The 12,489-nt window shown below is 45.5% G+C and carries 18 protein-coding genes and 2 pseudogenes; 6 read left to right on the top strand and 14 right to left on the bottom strand.

Annotated features, from left to right (window positions below; all coding sequences use genetic code 11):
* From ACIFQM_RS06160 to ACIFQM_RS06170, 3 genes are all read right to left on the bottom strand, one after another.
* Positions 1-393 (bottom strand): helix-turn-helix domain-containing protein (locus ACIFQM_RS06160; protein ID WP_430065163.1); only part of this gene is annotated, 393 nt, incomplete at its 3' end.
* Entirely contained in the window at positions 390-1,298 is a 909-nt protein-coding gene (locus ACIFQM_RS06165; protein WP_430065164.1) for a hypothetical protein, read from the bottom strand. The genes ACIFQM_RS06160 and ACIFQM_RS06165, both read right to left, overlap by 4 nt.
* A gap of 164 nt (positions 1,299-1,462) precedes the next feature.
* Positions 1,463-2,446 (bottom strand): tyrosine-type recombinase/integrase, encoded by a 984-nt coding sequence (locus tag ACIFQM_RS06170; protein WP_430065166.1) that lies wholly within the window; start codon positions 2,444-2,446, stop codon positions 1,463-1,465.
* Positions 2,447-2,911: 465 nt separating this feature from the next.
* Between ACIFQM_RS06170 and ACIFQM_RS06175 the strand changes: the two genes are divergently transcribed.
* Complete coding sequence (locus ACIFQM_RS06175) at positions 2,912-3,070, top strand: hypothetical protein (RefSeq protein ID WP_013311032.1); 159 nt, start codon at positions 2,912-2,914, stop codon at positions 3,068-3,070.
* A 395-nt stretch (positions 3,071-3,465) separates the two neighbouring features.
* Here ACIFQM_RS06175 and ACIFQM_RS06180 read toward each other — a convergent pair whose 3' ends face one another.
* From ACIFQM_RS06180 to ACIFQM_RS06190, 3 genes are all read right to left on the bottom strand, one after another.
* A complete protein-coding gene (locus tag ACIFQM_RS06180; protein ID WP_430041893.1) occupies positions 3,466-3,618 on the bottom strand; it encodes a hypothetical protein in 153 nt (50 codons plus the stop codon).
* Between the two features lie 99 nt (positions 3,619-3,717).
* On the bottom strand, positions 3,718-4,044 hold the full coding sequence (locus ACIFQM_RS06185; protein WP_430042230.1) for a YnfA family protein: 327 nt from the start codon (positions 4,042-4,044) through the stop codon (positions 3,718-3,720).
* A gap of 55 nt (positions 4,045-4,099) precedes the next feature.
* Positions 4,100-4,282 (bottom strand): hypothetical protein, encoded by a 183-nt coding sequence (locus tag ACIFQM_RS06190; RefSeq protein WP_430041892.1) that lies wholly within the window; start codon positions 4,280-4,282, stop codon positions 4,100-4,102.
* A gap of 263 nt (positions 4,283-4,545) precedes the next feature.
* Between ACIFQM_RS06190 and ACIFQM_RS06195 the strand changes: the two genes are divergently transcribed.
* On the top strand, positions 4,546-4,788 hold the full coding sequence (locus ACIFQM_RS06195) for a hypothetical protein (RefSeq protein ID WP_430041891.1): 243 nt from the start codon (positions 4,546-4,548) through the stop codon (positions 4,786-4,788).
* Positions 4,789-4,820: 32 nt separating this feature from the next.
* On the top strand, positions 4,821-5,852 hold the full coding sequence (locus ACIFQM_RS06200; RefSeq protein WP_430041889.1) for a glycosyl hydrolase: 1,032 nt from the start codon (positions 4,821-4,823) through the stop codon (positions 5,850-5,852).
* A 74-nt stretch (positions 5,853-5,926) separates the two neighbouring features.
* Here ACIFQM_RS06200 and ACIFQM_RS06205 read toward each other — a convergent pair whose 3' ends face one another.
* The 3 genes from ACIFQM_RS06205 to ACIFQM_RS06215 all read right to left on the bottom strand — a co-directional run bounded on the left by ACIFQM_RS06205 (position 5,927) and on the right by ACIFQM_RS06215 (position 8,086).
* Entirely contained in the window at positions 5,927-6,142 is a 216-nt protein-coding gene (locus ACIFQM_RS06205; RefSeq protein ID WP_322153707.1) for a hypothetical protein, read from the bottom strand.
* A 158-nt stretch (positions 6,143-6,300) separates the two neighbouring features.
* A complete protein-coding gene (locus ACIFQM_RS06210) occupies positions 6,301-7,404 on the bottom strand; it encodes a glycerol dehydrogenase (protein WP_430041888.1) in 1,104 nt (367 codons plus the stop codon).
* 133 nt (positions 7,405-7,537) lie between these two features.
* Positions 7,538-8,086, bottom strand: a complete 549-nt coding sequence (locus ACIFQM_RS06215) for a GNAT family N-acetyltransferase (RefSeq protein ID WP_430041885.1) — start codon at positions 8,084-8,086, stop codon at positions 7,538-7,540.
* A 350-nt stretch (positions 8,087-8,436) separates the two neighbouring features.
* On the opposite strand from ACIFQM_RS06215, the pseudogene ACIFQM_RS06220 reads away from it, so the two are divergent.
* Positions 8,437-8,604: pseudogene (locus ACIFQM_RS06220) on the top strand (excalibur calcium-binding domain-containing protein); the annotation flags it as partial.
* Positions 8,605-8,674: 70 nt separating this feature from the next.
* Here ACIFQM_RS06220 and ACIFQM_RS06225 read toward each other — a convergent pair.
* The 3 genes from ACIFQM_RS06225 to ACIFQM_RS06235 all read right to left on the bottom strand — a co-directional run bounded on the left by ACIFQM_RS06225 (position 8,675) and on the right by ACIFQM_RS06235 (position 10,628).
* The gene (locus ACIFQM_RS06225) at positions 8,675-9,661 is read right to left on the bottom strand and encodes a ketoacyl-ACP synthase III (RefSeq protein WP_430041882.1); all 987 of its coding nucleotides are present in this window, start codon (positions 9,659-9,661) and stop codon (positions 8,675-8,677) included.
* 53 nt (positions 9,662-9,714) lie between these two features.
* On the bottom strand, positions 9,715-10,065 hold the full coding sequence (locus ACIFQM_RS06230) for a hypothetical protein (RefSeq protein WP_430041880.1): 351 nt from the start codon (positions 10,063-10,065) through the stop codon (positions 9,715-9,717).
* 182 nt (positions 10,066-10,247) lie between these two features.
* Positions 10,248-10,628 (bottom strand): peptidoglycan-binding domain-containing protein, encoded by a 381-nt coding sequence (locus ACIFQM_RS06235; protein ID WP_430041878.1) that lies wholly within the window; start codon positions 10,626-10,628, stop codon positions 10,248-10,250.
* Positions 10,629-10,976: 348 nt separating this feature from the next.
* Between ACIFQM_RS06235 and ACIFQM_RS06240 the strand changes: the two genes are divergently transcribed.
* Positions 10,977-11,651, top strand: coding sequence for a cupin domain-containing protein (locus ACIFQM_RS06240; protein WP_430041877.1), 675 nt, complete (start codon positions 10,977-10,979; stop codon positions 11,649-11,651).
* Here the strand turns inward: ACIFQM_RS06240 and ACIFQM_RS06245 are convergent.
* Positions 11,623-11,757: pseudogene (locus ACIFQM_RS06245) on the bottom strand (IS3 family transposase); the annotation flags it as partial. The gene ACIFQM_RS06240 and the pseudogene ACIFQM_RS06245 overlap by 29 nt on opposite strands.
* Before the next feature lie 174 nt (positions 11,758-11,931).
* Entirely contained in the window at positions 11,932-12,084 is a 153-nt protein-coding gene (locus ACIFQM_RS06250) for a hypothetical protein (protein WP_430041874.1), read from the bottom strand.
* A gap of 177 nt (positions 12,085-12,261) precedes the next feature.
* On the opposite strand from ACIFQM_RS06250, the gene ACIFQM_RS06255 reads away from it, so the two are divergent.
* The gene (locus ACIFQM_RS06255; RefSeq protein ID WP_430041873.1) at positions 12,262-12,456 is read left to right on the top strand and encodes an IS3 family transposase; all 195 of its coding nucleotides are present in this window, start codon (positions 12,262-12,264) and stop codon (positions 12,454-12,456) included.
* The last annotated feature ends 33 nt before the right edge of the window (positions 12,457-12,489 follow it).

The following is a 12,489-nucleotide window of genomic DNA, read 5'->3' on the forward strand; positions in this document are numbered from 1 at the left end:
CGCATCAAATATCGCAAGTTGACTTATCGGAAGCACCGTATATCGCGTATTCTGCCACGTACCTGTAGGCGATCTCTCCCGTACGGCACGGATAACTGGACGTCCGTTCCAGCGGTATTCCGTCAGCTTTCTAACGTACCTATTCGCTGTCTGCCGATTAACTCCGAGATACCTCGCAATCTGATCCTGCGTTGGGTAGCAGTTACCAGCGGAATCCATAAACGAAGCGATTACGCAAAGTGTCGTCCAGTTTTGCGCACCCATACTTGCGATGAGCCCCGCCTTTGCGGCGTCGACGTACATTTTAACGAATATACGCGTTTCGGTTGCGCCGGATGTGACGGAGTATTCCGTTTGAGTCTCTACGCTGACGAGACGTTGTGTATCAGTCATGCTGCGTCCTCTCTTCTGTAGGATATCGAATCAACGAACGCCTCCATATCCACTATTAAGTCCGAACGTCCTGCGCCTCTCAGTCGTGGGTATAACGCAGATACATGAACAACCGATGCAATACCGATCGACTCCGCTATCGGCTCGCCTCTTGCGTAGTAGACCGTTAGACTGTCCGTCTCCTTCGTGTACTTCTCTAACGTCCTACACCTCGGGTCAAGTATCGAGTTAGCGCTCAGTTTGGCGTCGACCCACTCCGTTTCATTAACGATGAAGTCCGGAATGCACGCGCCTACTTTGACGTGATATCTGACGTCTGGATAAATAGCACGTAATATCTCGCCGAGTCTTCGTTCAAATTCGTGTCCGAGCGGGATGGAGTCGCGGCCTCTGTACCTTTGACTAAGTGCGTATTTGTACGAGACTTTATACGCAGCTAGAAACTTCCGATATGTCCCGTAGTGCTTACGTAGGTACCCGTAAAGTTTCGGATAGGTCTCCCGTAAAACTCGCGTAGGTAACTCGTCGAAGGGGTAGTGTTTACGGTAGAACTCGTCTAGAACATCTACCTCTACGCGTTCCCTAACTTCTCGTGACACTCTCCGAAAGCTAAGGTAATCGAGATTGTAAATATCGCATACGTGCGCAACATCGACCGTCTCTACTACTCGGAAATCGTCCGTTATATCGAAACACCGTTGGAGATCGATTTCGCTAGGTGTTCCGTTGCATTCGTATAGTCCGTATTCACGAAGCGCTTGCGTGTAGCTTCCGAAGGTGCGTACGGCCTGCTTGCGGATGCTGTCGTACTCCTTTGCGGAAAGTTCTTTCGAAATGTTGGTAACGTCGATTCCGCGATCTATTAACTCGTCGATCTTCGAAAGCACCCGCTCCTTACCGCCCACTCGATCGCCTCCTCACTTCACTTGCTTCTGTTTGGGGTAGCTTCGCATACTTTCGGGAAACTGTCGCCTTCATTTACTTCAACGACACCCAAGCATCCGTGTCACACTTTTACGAAAAAAAAAATAACGCCCACCTCCGAAGAGATGAGCGTTGTGTGCATAATTTATAAGCGTTCCAATGGCGAAAATTTAGCGTGTTGCCGAGACACGTCCGTCCCGAAGAGATTTACGTACATTCTGACGATCTCTAACGAAGTATGCCCGAGTATTTTCTGGAGGCTGAACGCGTCGCCACCGTTCATAATGTACATCTTTGCGAACGTGTGGCGAAAGGTATGCGGACTGACACGTACTCCTTTGATCCGCGCTGCCTGCCCGTAAAGCTGAATAGCTTGCTGCATACCGCGCACTCTAAACGTGTTGTTGTCTATATTTACGAATAAACTATCGGTCTCCAAGATGCCGCGCATCTCCATATAATTAAATAGTATTTTTTCCAGTGACCTAGAGAACGGCACAAGTCGCTCCTTGCGGCCCTTTCCGTACACTTTAAATGTACGGTCCTTCCAATCAATATCCGGAATGTCTAACCCTTCCGCTTCACTGATTCGTACTCCCGTATCTAATAGCATTGACATCAAGAAGTAATCCCGGTATCCCGTAAAGGTAGACCGATTCGGCGCGTCAAACAACGCCTTTACCTGTACGTTATTGAGCGTTTCAATAATACGCTTCTCCGCTTTGATCGTACCGATACCGACTACCGGATTTATATCCGTGAAGCCCTCCGTATGCAGCCAGTTGAAGAAGGCGCGCCACCCTCGTATTAGCTTATTGATCGTAGCGTCTGCGGGAGTTGAAGCGCGACCTCTTTTAATCTTCTCGTTCCTCTTCGTGTCAATAGCGGTCATTATGTTCGCCTTCGTAACGTCAATTGGACGCTCAACTTCTTGCTTCGTCAATTGGCGTATTAGTTCCTTCGTTGTGTCTCGGTAGAAGTTTAACGTTTCATCCGTGAGGTTTCGTATCCGACAATAACGTAGGAAGGAATCTCTTGCGGTTTCAAATTCGAGGGCTTCCGGGGGGTATGCCGTTGTTACTTTAGTCCGACCAGCAGCGGCCAAGTTAACGCGTCGTTTTCGTTCCAATCAAAAACGCCTCCATTCGTAATTATCCGTTAATGAAACGAATAAAACGAATGTAGGCGTACAGGATATCGTATATAACGTATCGCATAACTTGCGTAATTTACCGTATTGGGGATGCGTACCGACTTCGTAATGTTATCGTGCATTAGCGGAAAGTCATACGGGAGCAGGCGCTTACTTTTAAGTCCTGTGCGTCTGCCAATTCCGCCACCCCGGCATAAATTTAGGAACGCTATTTTTCATACTTACTTCACTTATAAGTATCGGAGAAACATCCATCTTATGTACAAAATGGTTCTCGCTATGTAAATACCGTTTTAATGGGCACCAACATATAATACGACAATTTCAACGAGTTGTAAAGTACTTTTTTCTAAAATAATAAAATTTCTTTTCTTGTATAACTCGGGCGCATTTGAATACAATAATAAACGTCTTTCCAAACTACCAGAAGGGGTGTTACGAATGCGTGAAGGTATGATTCCAGCTGTTCTTGGAACGGTAGTATCGGCTTCAGGCGCTGTGTTGCTGAGCAGTAAGTACAAGCTTGCGGCTACAGGCATTCTCGGTTTCGGACTGGCTCATGTTGTTCTGGGAGCGATTGATCTGATTGAGCATCGCTAGTCGTTTGGGAAGTGCCGGGCGGGAGCTATTTCCTCCCCGGCTTTATTTTTTAGCCGCTTTAGCTGCCTTGAGTATTAACGTTTATATAAAGCGTGCAATATGCTTGCACTCGTAAAGGAGCGTGTGATGTATTATGAAAGAAAACATTAGGGAACCAAAGAATCGCACCGTCGATCAGGTCAAACATGAACAGTCGTTAGATCGCGCGAGCCAGGCTTTAATCGTATTCCTGACATCCATGCTGATACTCCTGCTGCTACAGATATGATTGATGAAGCGATAAACCGTGGCATGGACAAGCTTCGTAACGATTTTACAGATTAAAACCTGGGTCATAGGGCACGGGTTACTTAAGTCGCATTAACTAAACAGACTTATATAGTGATTCCTAGAGATCATTTGAAAATAAGCATAAACCAGCCAATAATCGAGACCCAAAGCACAGCACTAATCAAGACTCCCCATACGATGCCTACTGAAAAATTCCCTTCACTCTTCGGTACAGCATGGCCAAATTTCATTCTAAGCTTCATTTGATTCCAGTTCATAGAACCCCCTCCTTAAGTTCTATTTCGGAATATGAAGCTCATTTATGTAGATCAATAGTCATGTTTTTCAAAAAAAATAAAAAAGGGTTTTTTGTCCTATCATCCAGATCGGGGAAAAAGTATCACGGCTATTCCGACCAAACAAATCAAGCCACCCACGATATCGTACAAATCTGGTGTCTTTTTATCAATCCACCATCCCCATGCAATGGAAAGGACTATAAAGACACCTCCGTATGCTGCATACACACGCCCAAAGGAGGAGAAAACCTGAAAAGTTGCAATGACTCCGTAGACAGCCAAAATCACCCCGCCGCAAAGTCCGACATACCATGTCTTCCCTTCACGCAGCCACTGCCAGATCAGATACCCTCCCCCAATTTCAGCTAAGCCAGCCAAAATAAAAAGTAACGCTGCCTTTAACACCATTTCACATCCCTATTCTGATAATTTTATCGACTTTATTTCTTAGTTGCCATCCTTACAGCACTCGACCTAAAATAATAATCAACGCAATCACGCCAACCAGAATAAGCAGATTGCTGACCTGATGCCATAAGCCAGAGGCTCCCTTAGAGTGAAGCTTCCGCTGGTTCACATCAAAATTCGCTTTGGCTCCTTCAGCATCTACAGGGCTGGAAAACGGTCGATTATCTTCATTCATGTAAATGACCTCCTTATCAATACCACCTTAATGATACCAAACTTCCCCGCTGATTTCGCGTTGATTTTATACTCATGCTTACTGTATATTTCCCACTACACCTGCATATTTATGAAGTGTACAACTATGTGTCAATATTTCACTGAATATAGCGTACGATGGCGAATCGAGGCAGAGTAGGTATTTTGACACCTTTTATTGCAGGACGGTAGTTATGGTATAATTTAGTCAACTTAATTAGATTGTAACGAGAGTACAACTACTTGCCCATTTTATTTCAGGCAGCCATCGTTCTGGGCATCATACACTGGATTTCCAAGCGTAGCCGCCGTCCGGCGCAAACCAAAATGGTTCTTACCATGGGTTTGCTTGCGTTGATTTTCGGCTTCCTTCTGCTGGAAGGCTGGATATATTCACAGGAACCGAACTGGTTGGGTTTCTTCTGTTTGCTAATCATCCTCATTAGCGCATGTATCCAGCTGAGAAAACACAAAGAAAACATGTAATTTCATCATGATGTCATCAAAGGAGGAGCGCCATGAAATCTCACTCAATACGCTTTTGCTTGCAAAGGGTGCTACTGCTACTAGTTGTTTTACTATTCAGTGTCTCTCAGCAATCGTTCATTATAGCTGATGCCGCTCCACCTGTTAATTCCCAGGCCTCTGCCAAAGCCAAGCAACTACTCACCTACCTTTCCAATGTGCCGGGGGGGACGCTAATTTCCGGGCAGCATGATTATTTGGAGGCACCGGATGAACAAAACAACAAGCTACAACAAATCAGCGGACAATATGCAGGACTCCATGGCTATGAGTTTGGAGGATTAGCCAATCAGTCCCACGCAGCCTTACAAGAGCAGCGTCAGCGTGTTGTGGACAGTGCTATCCAGTGGAGCCAGTCCGGTGGAATTGTAGCGATTACCTTTCATCAGGCGTTACCTGGTAAACCGAAAACGTGGAAAAACGTGCAAACCAAGCTTAGTCAGGCTGAATTTAATTCCTACATCACACCGAGTACCCCGCAATATCGACAGCTGATTGCCGATATTGATGAGGTCGCACTTTCCCTCAAAACGTTGCGGGACGCAGATGTGCCTGTTCTGTGGAGACCCTATCATGAAATGAACGGCAACTGGTTCTGGTGGGGAAACAAACAAAATTACGCTCAGCTCTGGAATGTGATGTATGACCGATTCGTTCATGTTCACCATCTAGATAATCTGTTATGGGTATGGAGTCCGAATGCACCGAACACATACAGCACACCGTACAATGGGCCTTTTCCAGGCATAAACAGAGTGGATATTCTCGCAGCTGACATTTACAACAATGATTACAAAGCCTCTTATTACACCGGACTGCTCAAGCTTGCACAAGGCAAGCCGATTGGAATTGGAGAAAGTAATATTCTGCCGAGCGCCAATGTGTTAAAAAATCAACCCGCCTGGGCCTATGCCATGACATGGGGAAAGGAACTATCCACAACCAATTCGCAATCAACGATCAGAACATTTATGAATCAAAATAATATTATCACACGGGACCTTCTCAACGAGGCCCTGCGTTGAAACAACAAAAAAAAGCTTCAACTTCGCTCTATGAGTGAAATTGAAGCTTTTTTGAGTCTAACCAAGCCAAGCGCTTAACTATTTCTAATCACTTCTTCCAGATCAATATCGGCATACGCCTCTTCACCGAGATGCACAGATACAATGGTATAGATCCGCTTGGTCAGTCTCGACATCAGTCGATCTCCCGGCGCTACTGAATATTCTTCCCGATAATCTCCAATTTTGTGAAAACCGCTGGACATGTGGATGTACAAATTGCCTCTTCGTGTTTTACCATGTACCAACATCAAATCTCCTCCTGCTGTAACCATTCCTAATTTCAACTGTTACATGTATATCGGTCAGAATAAGATATGATATAAGTCCGCGTTTAAACCAAACGGGCCTGCCAATAATATGACAGACCCGTTTTTGCAAAAGATATTTTCGTACTTTAGGGAAAAAACTATCCCTGATAGGATTCTGCAATCGCATTCGCCGCAATGATGGCGTTGTACACGTCAGCAGGACTGACCGGAAAGGGCATATTGACCATCGTGTCATTCGATGCACAGGCAGCTTCGGCTACTTGACGCCATTCAGCCTCGACAAACTCCTCTACACCCAGATCACGAAGCGTCAATGGAAGACCTACGTCCTTAACCAGTTTGATGACCGTTTCCAGTTCTTCTTTCGGTGCATTTTCCAGCACCAGCTGAGTTAGCAAGCCGAATGTGACCTTCTCGCCATGCTGTGCTTTATGCAGTGAAGGAACAGCCGTCATGCCATTATGAATCGCATGAGCTGCTGCCAAACCACCTGATTCCGCACCAACACCACTCAGATAAATTGTCGCTTCAATGGTATCTTCCACCGCACGAGTATATACTTTACGATCCACCGCAAGCTTGGCTTTCACGGCATTTTCCAGCAATGTATCATAACAGAGACGGGCAAGCCCCAGCCCTGTGGTCGAAGGCTTGTTCAGCACGAGGTTGTCCCCATTGGACTGATAACAAGCCCGCGCTTCAAAATAAGTAGCCAGCGCATCGCCAATGCCAGCTGCGAAGAAACGTGCAGGCGCCGCTGCCAGAATGCCCGTATCTGCGAGTACAACGTCGGGATTGGTTGGCAGGAACAAATATTCATCAAAGGAGCCATCCTTCTTGTAGATAACCGCAAGGGCTGTACAAGGGGCATCCGTAGAAGCAATCGTCGGGAAAATAACGACAGGCAGCTTTTCATAGTAAGCCGTTGCCTTAGCGGTATCCAGCGTTTTCCCGCCGCCGATTCCTATAATGATGTTAGCGCTATGTTTGCGCACCAATTCCCGGTTACGCTCAATTTCTTCTTTAGTACATTCATATTGAAATTTTTCAAAAATGGCCTGATTGCCAGCTGCTTCTATTGAAGCGCCAGCCTCCCTTTGAGCCCTTTCAAGTATAAACTCATCACAAATAATAAAGGCTTTATCGCCATAATCCTTAATGTAGTCATTTAACGACGAAAGCAGATTCTGGCCAGAAATAAATTTCTTGGGTGAAGTGACGGACCTTACAACATTTGTCATGTAAATTCCTCCTTAGCTTTGACTCATACCGAAAACACGATGCATCACAGTATGTGACAATTTAACTATAGACCTCATTTGACCCTTTTAAAAGACTGTTTATGGAATATTTTATGAACAAATTGTGTATCTGTCAAACTTTAACGCTTTCATTCCATTCGGAATGCAGCATCCCCATCATAATACGGTCATAACTGTTGCCATCACGAAGAACAGCCGAACGAACTCTGCCCTCAAGCTGGAAACCCGCCTTTTCGTAGGTTCGAATGGCCTGTTCATTATACTCAATAACATCCAGACCGACCCGATTCAAATTTAATTCGTAAAAAGCATAACGAAGAATGAGGCTCACCGCTTCCGCCCCGTATCCCTTCCCACGGTAGTCCCTATTGCCAATGCCAACCGCCAACTGACCGATCCGATTATTCCACTCAATCCCGTGAATGGCCACAAATCCGATCAGGACATCATCTGCTAACGTTCTCAACCGGAAATAGACTTCGTTCGAACTGGGTGAACCTTCCGACTCCATTTGCTTCAGCGTATAAGGAAGTGCCAGATCCGTATCTACATTTCGCAGATATTCCGCATCCTCTCCCCATTTGAACATCGTTTCGGCATCTTCTTCCCTGACAGCGGATAGTTTAATCCTATCCCCATAGAATACATTTTCGATTGTCATGACACGTCATCTCCTGTTTTATGTTGTCCCATTTTCGCTCTATCTTATTATGCTATTAAACGTCCGCAATATAAGCCCCCTCAGGAATTCAATGTATAAACTTTACAAAACAATCGAACAAAACACAAATAAATAGCCATAAACTATCCACCCATCCTTTTTTATAGAATAATATTCCTGATTCTGATAGACTATAATCAGTCTAATCCCTACAGATTTGTATAAAGGACCGGGACTATAGTCATGAACAGAAAGGAAGAGTAAGGATGAACAAACAATCCAAAATCGTCTCCATCGCACTGGCATCGGCTCTAGTATTCAGCGTTTCTTTTCAATTCGCCCCCACCGTGGAGGCCAAAAAATCAAAAAAATCCCATAAATCAGCTACGCAAAGTTCCGTCTATTACAAAAACTGTACAGCTGTTAAAAAGGCAGGTAAGGCACCTCTCTACAAAGGTGATCCCGGCTACCGCTCAGCACTCGACCGTGACCATGACGGAATTGCCTGCGAAAAATAATCTCTCATTACATTTGAATAGGTATTATGTACAAAAAGACCCTGCGGCCGCAAGGTCTTTTTCATATTTCTTAATATTTATACAGCATAGCCACCAGCTGATATCCAGCTCCAATCGTCCAGAACAGCACATAATCACCGCGCCGGATGCGACCGGATTCAATCCCTTCATACAAGGCAATGAACGGGCTACTGGTACCCGTGTAGCCATAACGATCACCCACATAGATCATTTGGGCGTCCTCCAGCTTCAAGTGCTCCTGAATCTTCAATACATTTGCCAGCGAAAACTGAGACAGGCAATAAGCCCGTACATCCTGAGGCGCCAGTCCGTTCTTCTTCAAAATGCGTTCAAGCAGCTCAAATGTAGGGGGCAAGGCCATATTAGCGTCAAACGGAAGCCACTGAATATATTTTCCCGGAGCATTTGCTTGGAGTGTTGCCGCTAATCCCTGAGCCGGGTACAAAATTTTATCTATGTTGACCGGGTCCGTAAAATACATAGAATCCATAAAACCTGTATCCTCTTCTGTACGCTCCAAAATAACCGCACAAGCGGCATCCCCATAATTCGCATAAGTAATTTCATCCTCAGGGCCAGAAACGAGTGAGTTATAATCCGAACCAATGATAAGTGCTGTCCTCACGTCAGGACTAGACAGCATGGATCGGCTGGCTTGATCGACAGCCACCGTCATGCCTGCACAATTCGCGTTAGAATCCATGACAACCACGTCATGTCTGGCCTCAATCGCTTGATGAATAAATAGGCCATTCATAGGGAAGAGTGACTCTGGGACTTGGGTGGAAAACACGATCATGTCCACATCACGGCCTGTCATTTGAGCTTGATCCAGCGCTTTCTTGGCAGCCGTGATCCCCATCGTCAAACCGTTCTCATGCGGGCTATCAATAATGTAACGCTTTTTCCTGCCCATATGCTCCATGAAGCGCCGAATATCTTTGCCCTGTTCATCAAAATGACGAATATAATATTCGTTATCCACCGAATGAGGCGGATGATACACACCCAATGCCTTTATTCTAATATGGCTCATCAGCAGGTTCCCCCTTACACATTCATCTCGCTGTTTATCACCGCTTCAGAGCATTATTGTACGACGACATCTACGTTGTTTAATCCCGCTTCACGTGCTACACGACCAAGTTGCATTTTAATAATCGTTTGTTGAAGGCTGATAACAAAAATCACTTTGGCAAACCCGGTTTCTTTATACCGTACAAAAGAACCTTTCAGTTTTTCTACTTCTTCCGGACCCAGCAGTGCCATTTGGGTGCAGTCCACCTTGAGCGTAAAGCTGGATGCCTGAATGGAGGTAGTCTTGGATACATACTCCTTGACAAAGCTATCATACTCAGTCGGGCTAAACACACCGTTCACCGCCATATGTACCGTTTTAATGGTTTGATCCACTTCGATGCTGTAAGGATTTTGACTCATTTCAGTAAGACTCCTTTGAATTCATATTTTTTACTATTAAGATTATCGGAAAAATATGTAGAAATTTCAATATTAAATTTGATAAATCGATACTAATATATTACAAATTTGTGAATATGCAAAAAAACTGCCACTGCTCCTGGCTACAGGAAGCAACTTGACGGCTGACGAGTGACGTGTTCTTACGTTGAATTAATTGTAAACGTATGGCGGCCGAATGAAATGACAGCCGGACGACTCTTGCTCCACTTGGCCGTTAAACGCACCTTCCCGAAGGAATCCAGCTTGGCTTGCGTTGCCGCTCCGGCTACACCGTCGGGCGTAAGACCGTAGTCCCGTTGGAAGCGGGCAACCGCTTTACTGGTCAAGGAGCCGTAATATCCGGTATAACCGGCTTTAAAATAACCAAGCGAATGAAGCTGTTGTTGAAGCTCAAGCACCTGCTCACTCTGAGCCCCTTTCGTCAGCGTTGACGATTGCGCTTGTACTTGTCCTGGAGCAACCAACAACACAGCACCCAGCATACATGCACAGGACAGGATCAACATAAAACATTTTTTCATACTTCAGACAACCTCCTCTTTCCTGTTCTGTCCGGTACAACCATTCCGGCCTGTACAACTCAGGGGCGTTTATCCGATGTTGTTTCTTGGGCTATAGCTTATGCCTAGCTGCGGAAATGACGCGTTGCTACATACGGGATCGGACAAAGATGCTCTCACACGTCCGTTGCAGTATTCCACAAGCCGCATTTACGTATCATCCGGCTCTGGTCCTAAGACTGTGTATACAAATAAACGCTAGCCTTAACGGTCTGACGCGTGCCCTATCCCTGCACACAACATTGGGCGAATGCATAGGGTAGCTGTACGATCATCAAATTTTGAATAGTAGAAAGGCAGGAATGACGCGTGGATTCATATATGGATTATACCTCTCCCTCTGCACAATTTACCTATGATTTAAAAGACAATGTTTTATTTCAAAAGGATGCTCAAAACTACATCAACGAGCTTTCGATCCAGCAACTAAATACGTTGGCGAATATATCGCTGCTGGATATTTACCTCAGCACAGCCAACGTCGTAGAGCCTCATTACCACCAAAATGCAGCAGAACTGGTATACTGCGTCTCTGGAGCAGTGACCGTGTCACTAATTAACCCATTCACCCGCGAGCTGCACCATTTCCCGCTCATACCTGGTCAGGTCGCTAATGTTCCCCAGGGATGGTGGCACTACGAGGTCGCCACAATGGATCATACTCATTTGATAGCGATTTTTAATGCTCCCATCCCTGAATTCATCCTCGGCTCAGACATCTTGCGATTAACGCCAAGCAATATTCTGGCTCATACCTACTGCCTGAATGAGAATAAAATTCAGGCAGCGCTCGCTCCTATCAAAAAGCCTGTGATTATCGGTCCGCCCAATGACTGCAAGCACCAGCAGGCCAAAAAACCGGGAATACATGTGAGACTTGCCGATACTCCCCCGCACTTGCAGGCCGCCCCGGAAAGAACCTATGCCCCTACAAACGGATATCCCGGATTGTCATTTAACAATGGATTGTCAACGCAAAATTGAACAACAACCATGAGGACACTTTTCTAGCTTGCACAGGCGTGAGGTAACCAAGTGTACCGTGAATGCAGTAGTGGTTAAACCAGTGGACATAGTCGCGCAGCTTGACAACAAGCTGCTCCTAGATTAGAAAATGGTTCTGGTTCGCGAACTCGGTATTGAAGATTTTAAATGTGACTTTTGCGGCAGCGTTATCATAAGGGCAACCCTTTGCGCTGAGCGAACGGATGATACCAAATGTTTCTACAGCTTGGGAGATCAGCTGGTTATCGAACTCTTTACCTTAATCGGTATGAAACATCTGGATACGGTCAAGTCGAATAGATAGGCTTGCAATGGCCTTGTAAGCGAGCGATGCTGTCTTCCTGGGAGCGCTGCTAAAACCGATCATTTCACGGTTAAAGAGATCAACAATCAGGCTCCAATCGTTTTTCATTTTCGTTGTCAGCCAGTTCCGGTTTGTAGTAATTGGTACTACGTGGTAGTTTAAGGACTTTGCAAATGCTCCTGAGTTTTGGCTCTGCGCAATCCAACGATCCAGTGTAGAAGCGCTTAAGTCGTATTCAGGAGCAATATTTGCCCTTTATTTTCCGCTCTCATACAACATAAGCTATTGCAGGTTGAATGCTTGGCTCGCTACGACTTTGAAACGTACAGCGAAGCTTACGAAGCCGTCACCGAATTCATTCATTTTTATAATGAGCGAAGAATCTGGGATACACGGCTCGCAGAATCTACGAAACGCAGACGTTTCCATCAAGACCCTGTCGCCTATCTGAAACAAATAGTAAATAAGTTTGTTAGTTGATTAGACATCTTAGAAAAAAAAGCTGGAGCCCTC

Source organism: Paenibacillus sp. NRS-1782 (assembly GCF_050467685.1).
GTDB lineage: Bacteria > Bacillota > Bacilli > Paenibacillales > Paenibacillaceae > Paenibacillus > Paenibacillus terrae_A.

Excerpts from the sequence above, each read along its gene's own strand:
- ACIFQM_RS06175 (WP_013311032.1), top strand. The coding sequence starts at position 2,912 with ATGCGTGAAGGTATGATTCCAGCTGTTCTTGGAACGGTAGTATCGGCT.
- ACIFQM_RS06180 (WP_430041893.1), bottom strand. The coding sequence starts at position 3,618 with ATGAACTGGAATCAAATGAAGCTTAGAATGAAATTTGGCCATGCTGTA.
- ACIFQM_RS06190 (WP_430041892.1), bottom strand. The coding sequence starts at position 4,282 with ATGAATGAAGATAATCGACCGTTTTCCAGCCCTGTAGATGCTGAAGGA.
- ACIFQM_RS06200 (WP_430041889.1), top strand. The coding sequence starts at position 4,821 with ATGAAATCTCACTCAATACGCTTTTGCTTGCAAAGGGTGCTACTGCTA.
- ACIFQM_RS06205 (WP_322153707.1), bottom strand. The coding sequence starts at position 6,142 with ATGTTGGTACATGGTAAAACACGAAGAGGCAATTTGTACATCCACATG.
- ACIFQM_RS06210 (WP_430041888.1), bottom strand. The coding sequence starts at position 7,404 with ATGACAAATGTTGTAAGGTCCGTCACTTCACCCAAGAAATTTATTTCT.
- ACIFQM_RS06215 (WP_430041885.1), bottom strand. The coding sequence starts at position 8,086 with ATGACAATCGAAAATGTATTCTATGGGGATAGGATTAAACTATCCGCT.
- ACIFQM_RS06225 (WP_430041882.1), bottom strand. The coding sequence starts at position 9,661 with ATGAGCCATATTAGAATAAAGGCATTGGGTGTGTATCATCCGCCTCAT.
- ACIFQM_RS06230 (WP_430041880.1), bottom strand. The coding sequence starts at position 10,065 with ATGAGTCAAAATCCTTACAGCATCGAAGTGGATCAAACCATTAAAACG.
- ACIFQM_RS06235 (WP_430041878.1), bottom strand. The coding sequence starts at position 10,628 with ATGAAAAAATGTTTTATGTTGATCCTGTCCTGTGCATGTATGCTGGGT.
- ACIFQM_RS06250 (WP_430041874.1), bottom strand. The coding sequence starts at position 12,084 with ATGAAAAACGATTGGAGCCTGATTGTTGATCTCTTTAACCGTGAAATG.